A 16,399-nucleotide genomic window follows, 5' to 3' on the forward strand; every position below is an offset into this window, starting at 1 on the left:
ATTATTTTGACAGCTTGGTGAACCACCAACAGCGGAAGGGATGCTCCTTCATACAAAAATTGTTAATAGGCTTGATTAATCATAGAAGTTAATCCGCTTGCTGATGGGGTAGATGATAAAGCCGCCCACAATCATTGCCAAGGCCTCGGTTCCTGCCATGTTAAGGTAGAGGGGCCAAATTGGACCGTCATAACCTAGGAAGACCACCAAGAAAGTGATGGTGAACATGGACAGGGAGAAAACAATGGTCAAGACGATGTACTTAATGATCATCGGGTCAATCTTGAAATTGATGTGTTTAACTACCTGCTCACCCAGCCAGCGTCCGATCCAGAGAAAGATGAAGGTGGAGATACTGCCCACAATCATATCCCAAATCCCGTAACTAAAGTAGTTGACAATGAAGACCCCCACCGTGATGGCATAGATATAGCGCTTGTTGTAGAGGCCCAAGAAGTTGAGCCCTTCCGACAGGCGGATCCCAATTGGCCCAAAGGTTAAGGGTGCCAGTAAGAGGGACATGGCCACATAGAGGGCTGCAATGATGGCAGCCTTGGTCAGGTCTAAAGTGCGGGCCGAGGAAGCCCCGTGTGTATATTTTTGCATGATATCGTCTCCTTTATAGTGGCGGCGGACCGCCCTAGTGATAACTACGACCAAAGGACAAAGAGTAGCTTAATCTACTGAAGAATCGTAGTGCCAGCTTTCCTCAAAGCTAACAGTCCTATTCTAGCGGACCTTAGTGAAAAATACAATATTGAAAAGTTGAAAGTAGGCAAAAGAAAAAGCTAGGCGATCGGCCTAGCTGAACTGTTGTAGTCTTTAGAAGGATTAGAAGTCAAGCTGTTCGCGCTTAACTTTGCCTTTTTCATTGAAGTAGAATTTAGTTACTTTATCGGTATAAGGTACAGCGTCGCCACCGGTTCCGTTCTTCTTAAGGGCGATTTCGTGGAAGACCTTATCTGAAGTTCCATGTTCTTTGGTGAAGCGTTTTAATAATTTTTGTAAAGAAACAGGTTGTTCAGGGTCTTTTAGAGAAACAAAGGCTGCGCCAGGTGTTTCGATAGCTTTGTAAATTAATTCTTCTAAGTCAACTTTAGGGTTACCAGGGATTAAGTAGTAGTCCGCTTCTTTTTCAAAAGCAGATTCATCCTTAACTTGAACCGCAGAGTGCTCGGACTTAGCAGCACCTGAAATGGCCGCAAAGAGTGGACGGCTACCAGTTGACCGGTGACCAGCAATAATTACGGATTCTTTATTTTGAATGGCTTCTTCTAAGTAATTACCAACAGTTTCGTTGAATAAACCGCTTTCAACATTACGTTCAATAAATTTATTCATATTCTAAGTCCTCCTCAAAATGATCAATCGACACAGGCTTCGACTAGGTAGTGGGGTCTAAGCTTGCTAGGGTTCTGTTACTACCATTAATAATATTAGATAAGGGTCCTCAGGGCTAAGTGAAAACGCTAACTTATCTAATTAACTTGATTATAACACAAATTTTTCTTGTTTTTAAGCCAGGCCTACGATTTATCTTGATTTAGCCTTGTGTCTGTGCTGATGGGCTTTCGCTTGGGTGGAATGTGATTGATATAATAGCTGAGCCTTATTGCTTTACAATGGTAAGCGAACAATTTAAGATGGAATTAAGAAAAAATAGTATTAAGAATTTAAGGAGGACGTTTGTATGCAATCTACATTTAATGATTTAATTCAAAAACGCCGCTCAATTTATGGTCTAGGTAAGAATGTTGAGGCTTCGAACGAGGAAATTACAGCCCTCGTCAAAGATATCATCCAACATAGCCCTTCTGCCTTCAATAACCAAACAACTCGCGCGGTCGTTTTATTTGAAGGCTCCCATGATAAATTATGGGAAATTGTCTGGGACCATGTCAAGGACGCTAACCCTAATGCAACGGAAGAAGATGTGGAAAATACCCGCCAAAAGATTGCCTCTTTCCAAGCTGGCTATGGAACGATCTTATTCTTTGAAGATCAAGAAATTGTGCGTGAGTATGAAGAAAAATTTGCACTCTATGCGGAAAACTTCCAACCTTGGTCTGAACAAGCCAATGGGGCGGCAACCATGAATGTGTGGACTGCCTTAGCTGAACAAGGGATTGGGGCTTCTCTCCAACACTACAATCCACTTATTGATGAAGACGTTCGTCAAACTTGGGACCTACCAGAAACTTGGAAGCTAAGAAGCCAAATGCCATTCGGTTCTATTGAAGCAGCTCCTGGCGACAAGGACTTCTATCCAATCGATGCACGGGTGCTTGCTTTTAACTAGTATACAAAGCTGGGTAAAATCTACCCAGTTTTTTTATTGCTTATAGATATCATAGTTAAGAAGTATCGTGTCTTGGCTGAAAACTTATGTACAATTATGACAAGTCAATGAGAAACTGTTATAATAAAAAGTAGAGAATATTCGTTCAGAAGATAGGGCGAACTAATTACTCAATTGAAAATCATAAACATGAATGGAGTGGAATGTTATGTCAGAATACATTGATCGTGTACTCAAAGAGACAGAAGAAAAAAATAGCCACGAACCAGAATTTATTCAGGCTGTGGAAGAATTACTATCAACAATCGAGCCTGTGATTGAAGCCCATCCTGAATATGAAGCGAATGGTATCCTTGAACGTATGGTGGAACCAGACCGTGTCATTGAATTCCGTGTGTCTTGGGTAGACGACGAAGGCAAGGTCCAAGTTAACCGGGGTTACCGTGTCCAATTCAACAGTGCGATTGGGCCTTACAAGGGTGGCTTACGTTTCCATCCATCTGTGAACTTATCCGTTGTGAAGTTTTTAGGCTTTGAACAAACTTTCAAGAACTCCTTAACAACTCTATCTTTAGGTGGGGGCAAGGGTGGCTCTGACTTCGATCCACGCGGCAAGTCAGATAATGAAATCATGCGTTTCTGCCAAGCCTTTATGACCGAACTCTACCGCCATATTGGTCCAGATACTGACGTTCCAGCAGGCGATATCGGTGTCGGCGGCCGTGAAGTAGGTTACCTGTTTGGTCAATACAAACGTATCGTTGGTGCCTTCGAAAATGGTGTCTTGACTGGCAAAGGTTTAGAGTATGGGGGCAGCTTGATCCGTCCTGAAGCAACAGGCTATGGTGCCGTTTACTTCGCTAACGAGATCTTCAAGCACGAAGGGGAAAGCATTGAAGGCAAGACCTTCTTGGTTTCTGGTTTCGGTAATGTGGCTTGGGGGACCTGTACCAAGGTTGCTGAACTCGGCGGTAAGGTTGTGACCCTATCTGGCCCTGATGGCTACATCTACGACGAAGATGGGATCAATACCCAAGAAAAATTAGACTTCATGCTTGAAATGCGTAACAGTGGCAATGACCGTGTCCAAGACTATGCGGACAAGTTCGGTGTTCCATTCTACGCTGGTGAAAAACCATGGGGCGTAAAAGCTGACATCGCCATGCCATGTGCCACCCAAAATGATATTGACCTAGAAGAAGCTAAGCAATTAGCTGAAAACAATGTGAAATATCTGATTGAAGTGGCTAATATGCCATCTACCAAGGCAGCCATTGACTATCTCAAAGAAAATACCGATACTATTATTGCACCATCTAAGGCAGTTAATGCAGGTGGGGTAGCTGTATCTGGTCTTGAAATGGCTCAAAATAGTGCTAAACGTGCTTGGAAGGCTGAAGAAGTGGATGCGGAATTACACCGTATTATGGAAAATATCCACCATGCGGCTGCAAGTGCTGCTGAAGAAGCAGGCTTAGGCTATGACTTGATTGCTGGGGCTAACATCGCTGGGTTCAAGAAAGTCGCTTCCGCCATGTTGCAAGAAGGCGTCTACTAAAAATAAAATTATCATAATGCTAAAAGGCCTCCCTATCGCTTGGATGGGGAGGCCTTTTCTGTTCTTGCCTTAATTGTAAGAGAGTGTGACAAAAGTCGTTCAGGCCTGAACCACTGGAGCGAACTATGTCCAATCGTTTGCAAACGATTGGACATAGTTCGTGAAGTGGATGTCAGGACTGACTTTTGGAACAGATTTTTGAAAAAGGTTCGTTTTTTAAAAAGAGGTTGGAACTTTTGTCCCAGCCTCTTTAAATATTGCTGAGGTCAAATTCTGTCCAAATCCCGCTTGCAGGCGGCAGGGCTTGGATGCTGAGGGGCTCTTTTTTGACGGGATGGATGAATTGGACTTGGTAGGCCCAGAGTGCGATCTGTTGGCCGACTTGGTTGACAGCCGCCCCGTATTTTTGGTCACCGTAGAGGGGATGGCCCAGATGCTGCATCTGAACGCGGATCTGGTGGGATCGTCCTGTCTGTAGTTGGATGCGCACTAGGCTGAAGTCTTGGCTCTGGTCGAGGACCTGGTAGTTGAGTTGGGCTTTCTTAGCTTGTTTGTGTTGGGGGGAGACGACATAGGATTGGTTTTTTCTCTTATCCTTCCACAAGTAATCGGTCAATTGCCCGGAATCTTTCCTGGGATGGCCGTGAACGACAGCGAGGTAAGAGCGGTCGATAGCCCGACGTCTGAGAGCGTCCGATAGTCGGCTGGCCGCTTTGGAAGTTTTAGCGAAGATAATCAGTCCTGCTACCGGTCGGTCCAAGCGATGGACTAAGCCCAGGTAGACATTGCCTGGTTTCTCATCTCTTTCTTTGATAAATTGTTTGTAGAAGGTCAGTAAGTCGAGATCTTGGCTGTTATCCGCTTGGACGGGCATATTGGCCGGCTTCTCTACAATGAGAAGGTGGTTGTCTTCGTAGTAAATTTTGGCTTGCACACGCGTTCTCCTTTCTTGGAATTTACCTCCATTGTATCATTAGCTTCCTGTAAAAAGCTAAGGTCAGGTCTTTTGGGAAAAGTCAGGTCCTTTTTTTTAATAACAAAATATTTTTGCAAAAATCTGTCCCAAAAGTCAGTCTTGATATTTAGTTCACGAACTATAGCTGTTTGACGCGCAGCGAGTTACAGATATAGTATGCGTTAGCTGGTTTAGGCCTAACCGACTTTTGTCACACTCTCGTCATGTGTTATACTTACTAGTAAGAATAAGCGTTAAGGAGTGACGAATAAGATGGCAATCTTAGTGACAGGTGGGACAGGCTACATTGGGTCTCACACCAGTATTGAATTAATCCAAGCGGGTTATGAGGTCGTAATCGTTGATGACTATTCCAATTCCAAGCCAACTGTCTTGGACCGGATTGAGGCTTTAGCTGGTCAGCGCCCAAGTTTTTATTGCATTAATGTCTTAGACCAGGAAGCTTTGGGTCAGGTCTTTGACCAGCATGAGATTGAGGCAGTGATCCATTTTGCAGCCTTTAAGGCAGTTGGGGAGTCTGTAGCTAAACCACTAGAATATTATGAGAATAACCTGGGTGGTCTGCTGTCAGTACTTCAAGTGATGCGCCAACACGATGTGAAGCGAATTGTCTTCTCTTCTAGCGCCACTGTTTATGGGATGACTAATCCTTCGCCTCTAACAGAGGACCTGCCTGTTTCTGCTACCAATCCCTACGGCTATACCAAGGTTATGAATGAGCAAATCTTGAGTGACCTCTATACGTCTGATGCCGAGTGGTCGATCCTCCGTTTGCGTTACTTCAATCCTATTGGTGCCCATGAATCAGGCATGATTGGGGAAGATCCTCAGGGGGTGCCTAATAATATCATGCCTTATATCACCCAAGTGGCCATTGGCAAGTTAGACCAGCTCCATGTTTTCGGTGATGACTACAATACCCCAGATGGGACAGGCGTTCGCGACTATATCCATGTGGTGGACCTGGCTAAAGGACACGTCGCAGCCGTTGCCTATGCCCTGGGCCATACTGGCTTGGAGACCGTCAACCTAGGTCGGGGACAGGGCTATTCTGTGCTGGATTTAATCCATACCTTCAAAGAGGTCAACCAAGTCGACATTCCTTATACGATTGATGACCGCCGCCCTGGGGATGTGGCGACTTGTTACGCTGATGCGAGCTATGCCAAAGAGCTCTTTGATTGGGTGGCAGAGAAGGACTTAGCAGATATGTGCCGGGACTCTTGGCGCTGGCAAGAAAAGAATCCCCAAGGTTTTGGCCAAGATTAAAGCGGAAGTTTGCGCTAGAAAGTAGGTTGGTTGATGGCAGAAGAACATTCCCCTAAAAAGAAGTCTCTTCTTTATCTAGGCGGGTCCCTGCTTGCCTTACTTGGTCTTTATTTTTTCTTCCAAGGGACAACGCCTGACTTGAGCGCGGATCCCGACAATCCCTTGGGCCTGACCAAGACGGCGGATGCCATTAAGCCCCGCGTAACTTATTCAGCGACGCCTATCATCGATTCCTCATCCTTGACGCCTGAGTTCGACCTCAAAGAGCTAGACCCAGACCAGGTGGATCAGCAAGAAGAAGCCGCCATCCCTCCTGAGCTGCCGCCGACGATCGATCAAATTGATAAGCCTAATTTAGATCAATTAGAAGCAGACTATGAAAGAAAATTCGGTCGACCTTAAGCTTGACATATAGATAAAAAGGCTGCCCCTTAACCAATCTTGGTAGGGGCAGCCTTTTTGGCTTGGCCTTCAGCAGAAGGTCCGATTTTATTTGGCTGACTTTTGTCATATGCTCTTAGAATAGGAGCTTATCAGCGCCACCGATCTTGTAGTCTAAGGCAGCCATAGCGAGGACATTGAGATAGTGCCATGGGCGGTCAAAGCGTGGCATAAAGTGGATGTCAGCGAGAGCTAAGTCTTCGAGAGTCCATCCCGAAGCAATAGCTATTGATAGACCTGTGATGCCATCGGTGATGTCTTCTTTAGACATTAATTGTCCGCCGAGAATGCGGTGGTCATCGGCATCGTAGTAAATCTTCATAGCAACTTTGCCTTCTTTGCGCATGAAGTCAGGATACAGGGGTTCTTCAACATAGCGAGAAGCCACTTGTCCTTGGTATTGGTCAGCGCTAGCGGCCTTGAGACCGGTAGACACGAAATTATAACCAAAGAGAGAGAGGGCTGAAGTCCCTGTGAGTTCAGGCATTTTAACCTTTTGGCCCATGGCATTTAGAGCGGCAACGATCCCTTGGCGTCTAGCAATGGTTGCTAAGGAAATATTGACTTGTTCGTGGGTTGGCGCAAAGGGGACGCAAGTTGAATCTCCGCCCGCATAGACATCAGGAGCAGAGGTCTCAAGGTATTCATTGGTGACAATGAAGCCCCGTTCGTCCATTTCTAAAGTGCCTCGCAGCCACTGGTCATCTGCCTTCACGCCTGCTGCTAGGATGACTGTATCGGCAGGATAGGTCGCTTGGTCAGTGACAACGGCTTTGACCTTACCGTCTTCGCCTTCAAAGGCTTTAACCGTTTCGGCGGGACGGAAGTCGAGGCCATGATGCTTGGAAGCAGCTTCGAGTACATCAGTAAATTCTTTGTCGAGAGATGTTGCTAAGAGACGGTCTTGCATATCGATCACGGTGACTGGAATTCCTGCTTGGGCATAAGCTTCAGCCACTTCAATACCAATATAGCCCCCACCGATGATAACAGCTGATTGGCAGCCTTCCATTTGTTCTTTGACAGCGGCTGTATCTTCTGGGCCACGGAAGGTATTGATATTCTCGAGGTCAATCCCTTCGATTGGAGGTTTCACGGCATAGCCGCCGGGACTGAGCAAGAGTTTGTCATATGAAACACTGTGCTCGCCTTCTGTATCCTGAACCGTAATTGTCTTCTTATCGCTTTGGATGGCGACAACATCACTGTTGCAGTGAATATGAATCCCCTGGGCACGATAAGATTCTTCGTTGGCAAAGTGTAATTCATCTAATGAATGAGAGGTCCCCTCTACATAAGATTGGCTCCCTCAACCCATAAATGAGGCAGAATCGCCACGTTCATAGAGGTGGATTTCTGCTTCTGGTTTTTGTTTTAAGAGTGTTTGAACAGCTTCATAGCCAAAATGGGAAGTTCCCACTACTACATATTTCATTAATAAATCCTCCAATTCAATTTTTAATTTATAACGATTACAATTATAAGCAGAGAGATTGAGAATGTCAAATAAAGGAACTGCTAAAGAACTTTGTCAGCTTGTGATTTTCTTGGTAAAATATAAGTAGAAAAGGAGATGGTTAGATGTCAACTGATCAAGACAAGAAGTATGAAGAAATGCCAATCGAAGAACCTGATAAACAGGACGGTTTAGAGTGTGGCGTTTGTGCAGACACTAAGTACCAGGCAGTGACGAGTGAAGAAGACTTCCAAGCCTTGCTTAAGGCCTTGAATGTTGATAAGGATACCTAGACTATGGCAGAAATCTTGATTCGTTCGGCTTGCCAAGAAGATGGTGACCGTTTAGCTGCTATCTACCGGCCCTATGTTGAAGAAACGACGATCAGCTTTGAATACCAAGCTCCAGATGCAGAAGAGATGGCCCAGCGCCTAGCAGATATCCAGGCAGCAGGCTATCCTTATTTGGTAGCTGAGTATGAGGGGGAGATTTGGGGCTATGCCTATGCTCACCAGTTAGGGGAGCGTGAGGCCTTCAAGCACAGTGTCGAACTGAGTATCTATGCGGACCGGCAAGTTCCCGTCAAGGGCGTCGGTTACCGTTTATTCCAGGCGCTTGAAGCAGCCCTTAAAGCCCAAGATGTCGTCAGTCTTGTAGCTGTGATCACAGCTTCTAATAATCGAAGCATCGCCTTCCACGAACGCCAGGGCTTCAAACAAGTAGGCCTCTTACCCAAGGTAGGCTACAAGTTCCAAGAGTGGTTAGATACAGCATATTTATATAAGGAACTCTAAGCTCAGAGTTCAGTGAAACAGGCTCAATAGCGGGCCTGTTTTTTTGTCTGATCGGTTGAATCTATTTTCATGTATTTATCCGCAAAAAGAGCTTGATAATTAATCTCAATTACATTATAATGTTCCTGTAAACTTTATTTTAGATTAACCTAAAAATATAAAAAGGGGGACTTTATTTTGTCTAAATGGTTAAAAACACTGGGGCTCCTCGTGGTCGGTGTCTTTGTCTTAAGCGCTTGCTCTAAGGGCTCAGACCAGCAAAAGAGCCAGGCTGAGGGCGGTAAGTTGAATGTTGTCGTCACCACATCTTTCTTAAATGATATGGTTCAACAATTAGCTGGAGATTATGTTTCGAGCGATATGATTATTCCTGCTGGGGAAGACCCACACTTGTATGAAGCTAAACCGCAAGACTTAGAGAAGCTCAAAGGGGCGGAACTCTTGATCTACCACGGTTTGCACTTTGAAGGGAAGATGGTGGATGTCTTAGAGCAACGTGGTAAAGCGGTAACTGCTGACTTCGATGAGAAGGCCTTGGGGAATATGGACCAGGATGGCGAAACCATTGTTGACCCACACTTCTGGTTCGATATTGACCTCTACAAGCAAGCAACAGAGAAATGTTCTGCCTATCTGATTGAGGCCCTACCTGAACATAAGGAAGCCATCGAAAAAAATACCGCAGCTTATCTCAAACAATTGGATGACTTAGACCAGGAAAACAAGGAAAAAATTGCGGGAATTCCAGAATCGCAACGCTATTTAATTACACCGCATGATGCCTTTAACTACTTCTCCCGCCGCTACAACATTCCAGTGAAAGCGCCACAAGGTGTGTCAACTGATACTGAAGTGGCCAATAAGGATATCGAAGATACAGTGAACTTCATTGTAGACCATAAGATTAAAGCCATCTTCTCGGAATCAACGACAGACCCTGCCCGGATGAAGAAGCTACAGGAAGCCTGCAAGGCGAAGGGCTTTGACGTGAAAGTAGTCAGCGGCGAAGGTCAAGAGCTCTTCTCAGACTCATTGGCACCAGTCGGTCAGACCGGCGATAACTTCATCGATATGTACCGCCATAATGTCGACTTAATTACTAACAACCTAAAATAAAACCACTAAGGGCTGGAAATAGGAGGATTTTGAAGCTTCTCCTAAAACTCCAGCCTTTTTATCCAAGGATATATGAGGAGGAATTTGAATGAGTCAAGCAATTATAAGTGTTAACCACCTAACCATGGCCTACCATGAGAAACCGGTGCTATGGGATGTCAACCTAGATATTATAGAAAATTCAATTACAGCCATCATTGGGCCGAACGGGGCCGGGAAGTCGACTTTGATTAAAGGCATTCTGGACCTAGAGAAAACCTTGTCAGGCCAGGTGAAGATTATGGGCCAGGACTTTAAGGACGTCCACAAAAAAATCGCCTATATCCCGCAGACCTCTTCCGTTAACTGGGACTTTCCAACAACTGTTGAGGATGTAGTCCTGATGGGGCGCTATGTCCACCTGGGCTGGTTAAAACGGCCAAGCCAAGCGGACCGCAAAAAAGCTGACCAAGCTCTGGCTATGATAGGATTATCAGACTATAAGAAACGGCAGATCTCCCAGTTATCGGGCGGCCAGCGCCAGCGGGTCTTCATTGCCCGGGCCATTGCCCAGGATGCGGATATTTACTTTATGGATGAACCGCTTGCTGGTGTCGACAAACGGACGGAAAAAATTATCATTGATTTCCTCCGGGATGCTCAGAGCCAAGGCAAGACCAGTATTGTTGTCCATCATGATTTGAACACTATCCGCGACTACTTTGACCAGCTGGTTATTTTAAACAAGAAAGTGATTGCCCAAGGCCCAGTTGACAGCAGCTTTACGGCGGAGAACTTAGTCAAGGCAGACATGTTGGCCAGGGAAGTGGCAGGTGTTTACCATGCTTAATTGGGAAATTATAAGCTCTTATTCTTTCTTGCTGATTGCGACGGGAACCTTCCTGTTAGCTAGTGCCGCTGGTGTTGTCGGCTCCATCTCAGTACTCAAGGGCCAATCCCTCATTGGGGACGCCATTGGCCACGCTGCCTATCCGGGTATTGTCCTCGCCTTTATGATCTTTATGGTGCGCGACCCTCTAATCCTTCTCTTAGGGGCGATGGGGACGGGGATTTTAGCCTTTGTTTTAATCCAATTGGTCAACCGCCAGTCCAAATTGCGTCTGGATGCCGCCCTGGCCGTCACCTTGTCTTCCTTCTTTGGCCTGGGCATGGTCTTAAAGAGTTATATCCAAGGTCATCCCGAGTATGCCTCGGCTTCCCAGGCGGGCTTGAAGAATTATATCTTCGGCCAGGCCGCCTATATCATGGAAGACGATATCAAATTGATCTTGGTGATTGCCATTTTGTCTCTCCTACTTTTTGCCCTCTTTTATAAGGAAATCAAAGTCTTTATTTTTGATGAGGTCTATGCTAAGACTATCGGCTACTGGACTTCGCTTATGTATGGGGTGATTATGGTGATGACTATGTCGATCATTGGGGTAGGGCTCAAGTTAGTGGGGACGATCTTAATTGCCTCTCTCTTAATTATTCCGACCATTACCGCCACCATGTGGTCTGACCGCTTCCATGTTGTCCTCCTCTTAGCGGGCTTCTTTGGGGGCTTGTCGGCTGTGGTGGGGACCTATTTTTCAACCCTCTACAACGGATTGTCAACCGGTCCAACCATCATTGTGGTCATGACCTTATTTTCCATGTTCTCGATGGTCTTTGGCCGGAAGGGAATGTTGCGTCAAGCCATTGAAAGGAGTAAATATTAATGTCCAGTCTTGAAAACTTTATCTCCCTATTGTTGGCTAACCAGGCCAGTCTCTGGGTTCTAATTATCACAGCAGTGGCCTGTGCCTTGATTGGCGCTTTCCTTGTTCTAAGACAGTTATCCATGGTCTCAGATGCCATTTCCCACTCGGTTCTCTTAGGGATTGTCTTGGCCTTCTTTATTACCGGAGATCTCCGGTCACCGCTCTTAATTGTAGGAGCAGCTAGCTTCGGCCTCCTCATGGTCTGGCTAACGGAGCTCTTGGCCCAGTCACCCTACATCAAGGGGGACGATGCGGTAGGGATCATCTATCCTTTCTTCTTCGCACTCGCTGTTATTTTGATCACTCGTTATGCGGGCAATGTCCACCTGGATACTGACATGGTCTTGATGGGTGAGGTGATCCTAGCCCCTCTTAATACTATTTCTGTTTTTAATTTCGAAATGCCCAAAGCCTTGTTCGAAATGGGCATTCTTATCGTCCTCAACCTGGCCTTTATTGTCATCTTCTTCAAGGAGTTAAAAATCACGACTTTCGACAAGCAATTTGCCCATATTGCAGGTTTTTCAGCGGGTATCTTGTCTTATAGCCTCATGGCCTTGTGCTCCTTGACAACGGTTGTGGCCTTTGACGCGGTAGGGGCTATTCTGGTGGTTTCCTTCCTGATTGCACCTGGTGCTTCGGCCTATCTGATTGCTAAGGATCTCAAGGTGATGCTGGCCCTATCAGCAGGTTATGGGATTATGAACGCTGTCTTAGGCTATGTCCTATCGCTCTACTTCAATGTCTCCATGTCTGGGATGACGGCGACTGTTGCCGGCTTAACCTTCCTCTTGACCTTCTTACTGAATCGAAAGGGCTTGATCACTTCCTTGGTCCTAGCTTATAGCCAACGAAAGGAAATCAAGCGGGCCATCCTCTTACAGGGGGTTAAGAGCTCCCAGTCCATTAATCCCGCCTTGCCGACTGAACAAGTGGATTACCTGGTCCAAGCCGGTTATATCACTGCAGAAGCGGGCGGTAAGTATCGTCTAAAAGACCAAGGACGGGACTATCTGGCTGACTTAGAAAGAAAATACGGGATTAGCTAGGTCCTGGGGCTGATTTTTACTGGAATGAGGATTTTTTGCTTGGGCCAGCTCTTAAAAGAGTGATAGAATGAATGCAAGATTATCAAGCAAAAGAGGTGGCATATGCGCTTAAGCAAAAAATCGATAGGAGCTTCTATCCTTGCGGTGCTTATCTTGCTAGGGCTAGCTTTTGGCCTAGGCCAGCACTATGGTGTAGCCGGGGATGAAGACATTACGTCTGAACTTGTCGGCAACCGCTTAGAGGAAGCTAAAGAACTAACGACAAGTAAGTATTTCTATACCAATACCGGTGCCTATGAGAATGATCGTGAATTTTACGGCCTCAAACTTCCTTTCACCAATAAGAAATTTATTGTTTCTTATGATGGAATTATCCACGCTGGGGTTGACTTAACGGAAGCGGATATTTCGATCAATGGGGATAAAATCCAGGTCAAACTGCCCAAGGCTAAAATCCTGTCCCATGAAATTGACTCGGATTCGGTCAAGGTCTTTGACGAGGAAGCTAGCATTTTCAACCAAGTTAAGGTCGAAGACTACAGCAAGTTTTCCAATGAACAAAAGAAAACAGCCGAGAAAAAGGCTGTAGATAAAGGCTTACTTGAGGAAGCAGAAAAGCAAGCCCAACAGGCTGTTGAAGATTTGCTCAATATGGATCCTGAAATTCATGAAAATTACCAAGTAGAAGTCCGCTTTTAAAATGAAAAATCAAAATAAAAGGAGCCTGGCCTAAGCCAAGCTCCTTTTTATGATGATTTGCTCATCACTCTATTTGTCTTCTGTTTCTAATTGGTCGAAATCGTAAGTCACAACAATCTTCCGAGCTGCGAGCGCTTCGTCTAAGCGGGCAACAGGGGTATTGTGTGGGGCGGTATTTACAATTTCAGCGTTTTCTTCAACTTCCTTAGCAATCTTAATCATGACGTCGCAGAAGTGATCGAGTGATTCCTTGTGTTCGGTTTCGGTTGGTTCGATCATTAAGCATTCATGAACGATTAATGGGAAGTAAGTCGTTGGAGCGTGGATGTTGTGGTCTAAGAGACGTTTGGCAACATCTTTCGCATTGGCGCCCAATTTCTTCTGAGGCGTACAGTCAATAACAAATTCGTGCTTACAGTGCTGTTTGAAGGGAACATAATAGTAGTCTTCCAGACGGGCCTTGAGGTAGTTAGCGTTAAGCACCGCATCCTCTGAAACTTGGGTTAAGCCTTCGCCACCATAAGTTAAGATATATGCCCATGCCTTCAAGTTAACGCCAAAGTTACCGAAGTAAGCTTTCAAGCGGCCATAGGAATCTGGATAGTTACTGTTAAGCACATACTGGTCGCCTTCTTTTTCGATCCGAGGAACGGGCAAGAAGGGGGCCAATTCTTTCTTAACCCCGATTGGGCCAGAACCTGGGCCACCGCCACCGTGTGGACCTGAGAAGGTCTTGTGGAGGTTTAAGTGGACGATGTCGAAGTCCATATCTCCTGGACGGGTATGGCCTAAGATGGCGTTAGAGTTGGCACCATCATAGTAGAGTAAGCCGCCAGCTTCATGGATAATTTCTGCGATTTCAAGAATATCGTGTTCAAATAAACCAGCTGTACTTGGGTTGGTAATCATCATCCCAGCGGTATCTGGTCCTACTGCAGCTCGCACAGCATCGACGTCAATAGTCCCTTCAGGATTTGATTTAATTTCAATCACATTGAAGCCACCAATCGCAGCTGTAGCAGGGTTGGTCCCGTGGGCAGAGTCAGGGATTAAGATATTACGGCGCTGTTCCAGTTCGCCATTATGGTCATGATAGGCCTTGATGGTTAACATCCCAGCCCATTCGCCGTGGGCACCAGCACAAGGTTGCATGGTCACTTCATCCATACCAGTGATGAGCTTGATCATTTCTTGGAGTTGATAAAGGACTTCAAGAGAACCTTGGGCTGTTTCGCTTGGCTGGAGTGGGTGGACTTGTGCGAAACCTGGTAAGGCGGCAAGAACTTCATTAATTTTGGGATTGTATTTCATGGTACAAGAGCCTAGAGGATAGAAACCAGTTTCCAAACCAAAGTTACGGTTAGAAAGTAGGGTGTAGTGCCGTAATAATTGGAGTTCTGAAACTTCAGGTAAGCGTGCTGCTTCTTTACGGACGAGATGGTCAGGAATATCTTGGCTTAAATCATAGTCCTCAACGTCATTTTTAGGGAGGCTGATGGCCCGACGTCCTGGACGAGAAATTTCAAAGATTGTTTGGTTATATTCAGTAGATGCAGTCATTATTTCGTCACCTCCACGAGAGCTTCAACAAAAGCATCGATCTCTTCTTTTGTTCTCTTTTCAGTAGCGCATAGAAGGACGGTATTATCTTGGCCGTAAACATCAGAAACGTCATAGCCCCCAACAAAACCTTTGTCTAGGAGGGCTTTGTTGACTTCTGCAACGGGTTGTTTTAAATCAACAATGAACTCATTAAAGAATGCGCTTTCATTTAAGACGTTAAAACCTTCTGCTTTGAGTGACTTGGCCAGATAGTGTGCCTTGTTGATATTACGTTTGGCCATTTCGATAATGCCTTCCTTACCCACAGCAGACATGAAGACAGCTGAAGTGAGGGCCATAAGACCTTGGTTAGAAGACATATTAGAAGTAGCTTTTTCACGGCGGATATGTTGCTCGCGTGTCTGCATGGTCATGGCATAACCACGTTGACCATTGGCATCAAGGGTTTGCCCAATGATACGGCTAGGTAACTTACGCATATACTTCTTAGTGGTTGCAATGTAACCGGCATGTGGGCCACCAAAGGACATTGGAATGCCGAATGGTTGGGTATCGCCGACTACAATATCTGCTCCTAGGGCACCAGGGCTTTCGAGGACAGCTAGGGCTAATGGGTTAGCTGAAACAACCAAGAGGGCCTTAGAGCCTTCCATCAGGTCTTTAATTGCTTTGAGGTCTTCGATTGAGCCGAGGAAGTTTGGATATTGGACAACAATAGCACCTACCTCATCAGCTGAGAAGGCTTCTTTTAACTTATCGAAGTCTGTGACATCACCCTTAAGTGGGATGTCTTCGACCTCATAATCCATACCGTAGCCATAGGTGTGAAGGACCTCACGACCTTGTGGGTGGACTCCCATTGAAAGCAAGACTTTGTTACGTTTGGATTGTTTCGTTGCAAGGTTACAAGCTTCGCCTAGAGAAACAAAACCATCATAAGTGGAGTCGTTAGTAACATACATGCCTGTCAGCTCAGCCAACATGGTTTGGTATTCAAAGAGGGCTTGGAGTTCCCCTTGGCTGGCTTCCGGTTGATAAGGTGTATAAGCAGTTAGAAATTCTTGACGCTGTGTGATAGAATTGACAACAGCAGGAATAAAGTGATCATAAACTCCTGCGCCAAGGAAGTAGGCGTAGTCATCGGCGTTTACGTTCTTAGCTGCGATTTCAACAGCGTGTTTTTTTAATTCGCTTTCGGTGAGCGCTTCTGGCAATTGCTTAAAGGCTTCCTTGACCGAATCTCTAACGGAGGCTGGAATATCTTCAAAAAGCTCATCAACGCTTTTGGCACCGATGGTTTCAAGCATTTCTTTCCGGTCCTCTTCGGTAACCGGTAAGTAGCGGTGTTTGTAATCTGACACTAGATTCACATCCTTTGTTTATAGATTATAGCTTTTTTAAAGAAAACGGGTTCAGTGGGGCTGAACCCGTTACTTT

18 protein-coding genes and 1 pseudogene are annotated in these 16,399 nt (G+C 45.6%); 11 read left to right on the plus strand and 8 right to left on the minus strand.

Features of this window, described 5'->3' with window-relative positions:
* Window positions 1-75: 75 nt before the first annotated feature.
* On the minus strand, window positions 76-606 hold the full coding sequence (locus tag QP339_RS03865) for a QueT transporter family protein (protein WP_284910503.1): 531 nt from the start codon (window positions 604-606) through the stop codon (window positions 76-78).
* A gap of 225 nt (window positions 607-831) precedes the next feature.
* Complete coding sequence (locus QP339_RS03870; RefSeq protein ID WP_070618712.1) at window positions 832-1,341, minus strand: hypothetical protein; 510 nt, start codon at window positions 1,339-1,341, stop codon at window positions 832-834.
* Between the two features lie 349 nt (window positions 1,342-1,690).
* On the opposite strand from QP339_RS03870, the gene QP339_RS03875 reads away from it, so the two are divergent.
* Entirely contained in the window at window positions 1,691-2,299 is a 609-nt protein-coding gene (locus tag QP339_RS03875; RefSeq protein WP_284910504.1) for a nitroreductase family protein, read from the plus strand.
* A 208-nt stretch (window positions 2,300-2,507) separates the two neighbouring features.
* Window positions 2,508-3,857, plus strand: a complete 1,350-nt coding sequence (gdhA, locus tag QP339_RS03880; RefSeq protein WP_284910505.1) for an NADP-specific glutamate dehydrogenase — start codon at window positions 2,508-2,510, stop codon at window positions 3,855-3,857.
* A 250-nt stretch (window positions 3,858-4,107) separates the two neighbouring features.
* On the opposite strand, the gene QP339_RS03885 is transcribed toward gdhA, so the two are convergent.
* Window positions 4,108-4,791 carry an RluA family pseudouridine synthase gene (locus QP339_RS03885; RefSeq protein ID WP_284910506.1) on the minus strand — a complete coding sequence of 228 codons (684 nt, stop codon included), beginning with the start codon at window positions 4,789-4,791 and terminating at the stop codon, window positions 4,108-4,110.
* 294 nt (window positions 4,792-5,085) lie between these two features.
* Here QP339_RS03885 and galE point away from each other — a divergent pair, with 294 nt between their 5' ends.
* Window positions 5,086-6,102: a UDP-glucose 4-epimerase GalE gene (galE, locus tag QP339_RS03890; protein WP_284910507.1), complete on the plus strand. Its 1,017-nt coding sequence runs from the start codon at window positions 5,086-5,088 to the stop codon at window positions 6,100-6,102.
* Between the two features lie 33 nt (window positions 6,103-6,135).
* Window positions 6,136-6,504, plus strand: coding sequence for a hypothetical protein (locus QP339_RS03895; protein ID WP_284910508.1), 369 nt, complete (start codon window positions 6,136-6,138; stop codon window positions 6,502-6,504).
* Window positions 6,505-6,619: 115 nt separating this feature from the next.
* Here the strand turns inward: QP339_RS03895 and QP339_RS03900 are convergent, their stop codons facing one another.
* From QP339_RS03900 to QP339_RS03910, 3 genes and pseudogenes are all read right to left on the minus strand, one after another.
* Complete coding sequence (locus tag QP339_RS03900; protein WP_350225023.1) at window positions 6,620-7,048, minus strand: oxidoreductase dimerization domain-containing protein; 429 nt, start codon at window positions 7,046-7,048, stop codon at window positions 6,620-6,622.
* 33 nt (window positions 7,049-7,081) lie between these two features.
* A pseudogene (locus tag QP339_RS03905) lies at window positions 7,082-7,810 on the minus strand (NAD(P)/FAD-dependent oxidoreductase); the annotation flags it as partial.
* A gap of 42 nt (window positions 7,811-7,852) precedes the next feature.
* Window positions 7,853-7,978, minus strand: a complete 126-nt coding sequence (locus tag QP339_RS03910) for an FAD/NAD(P)-binding oxidoreductase (protein WP_070618698.1) — start codon at window positions 7,976-7,978, stop codon at window positions 7,853-7,855.
* A 146-nt stretch (window positions 7,979-8,124) separates the two neighbouring features.
* Between QP339_RS03910 and QP339_RS03915 the strand changes: the two genes are divergently transcribed.
* The 7 genes from QP339_RS03915 (at window position 8,125) to QP339_RS03945 (ending at window position 13,399) form a co-directional block, all read left to right on the plus strand.
* On the plus strand, window positions 8,125-8,292 hold the full coding sequence (locus QP339_RS03915) for a hypothetical protein (protein WP_284910509.1): 168 nt from the start codon (window positions 8,125-8,127) through the stop codon (window positions 8,290-8,292).
* A gap of 3 nt (window positions 8,293-8,295) precedes the next feature.
* Window positions 8,296-8,793 (plus strand): GNAT family N-acetyltransferase, encoded by a 498-nt coding sequence (locus tag QP339_RS03920; protein ID WP_284910510.1) that lies wholly within the window; start codon window positions 8,296-8,298, stop codon window positions 8,791-8,793.
* Between the two features lie 177 nt (window positions 8,794-8,970).
* Window positions 8,971-9,909: a metal ABC transporter solute-binding protein, Zn/Mn family gene (locus tag QP339_RS03925; RefSeq protein ID WP_284910511.1), complete on the plus strand. Its 939-nt coding sequence runs from the start codon at window positions 8,971-8,973 to the stop codon at window positions 9,907-9,909.
* Between the two features lie 88 nt (window positions 9,910-9,997).
* Window positions 9,998-10,738 carry a metal ABC transporter ATP-binding protein gene (locus tag QP339_RS03930; protein WP_284910512.1) on the plus strand — a complete coding sequence of 247 codons (741 nt, stop codon included), beginning with the start codon at window positions 9,998-10,000 and terminating at the stop codon, window positions 10,736-10,738.
* Entirely contained in the window at window positions 10,731-11,609 is an 879-nt protein-coding gene (locus QP339_RS03935; RefSeq protein WP_284910513.1) for a metal ABC transporter permease, read from the plus strand. The genes QP339_RS03930 and QP339_RS03935 overlap by 8 nt, the downstream gene beginning before the upstream one ends.
* Window positions 11,609-12,700, plus strand: coding sequence for a metal ABC transporter permease (locus tag QP339_RS03940; protein WP_284910514.1), 1,092 nt, complete (start codon window positions 11,609-11,611; stop codon window positions 12,698-12,700). Before QP339_RS03935 ends, QP339_RS03940 begins: the two co-directional genes overlap by 1 nt.
* A 102-nt stretch (window positions 12,701-12,802) precedes the next feature.
* Window positions 12,803-13,399: a DUF4230 domain-containing protein gene (locus tag QP339_RS03945; protein ID WP_284910515.1), complete on the plus strand. Its 597-nt coding sequence runs from the start codon at window positions 12,803-12,805 to the stop codon at window positions 13,397-13,399.
* A gap of 69 nt (window positions 13,400-13,468) precedes the next feature.
* Here QP339_RS03945 and gcvPB read toward each other — a convergent pair whose 3' ends face one another.
* Together gcvPB and gcvPA are read right to left on the minus strand one after the other, a co-directional pair.
* Window positions 13,469-14,959, minus strand: coding sequence for an aminomethyl-transferring glycine dehydrogenase subunit GcvPB (gene gcvPB, locus QP339_RS03950; protein ID WP_284910516.1), 1,491 nt, complete (start codon window positions 14,957-14,959; stop codon window positions 13,469-13,471).
* Window positions 14,959-16,323 carry an aminomethyl-transferring glycine dehydrogenase subunit GcvPA gene (gcvPA, locus tag QP339_RS03955; RefSeq protein ID WP_083294366.1) on the minus strand — a complete coding sequence of 455 codons (1,365 nt, stop codon included), beginning with the start codon at window positions 16,321-16,323 and terminating at the stop codon, window positions 14,959-14,961. Before gcvPA ends, gcvPB begins: the two co-directional genes overlap by 1 nt.
* Window positions 16,324-16,399 lie beyond the last annotated feature (76 nt).

The organism is Aerococcus sp. UMB7834, from assembly GCF_030215145.1.
Lineage (GTDB): Bacteria > Bacillota > Bacilli > Lactobacillales > Aerococcaceae > Aerococcus.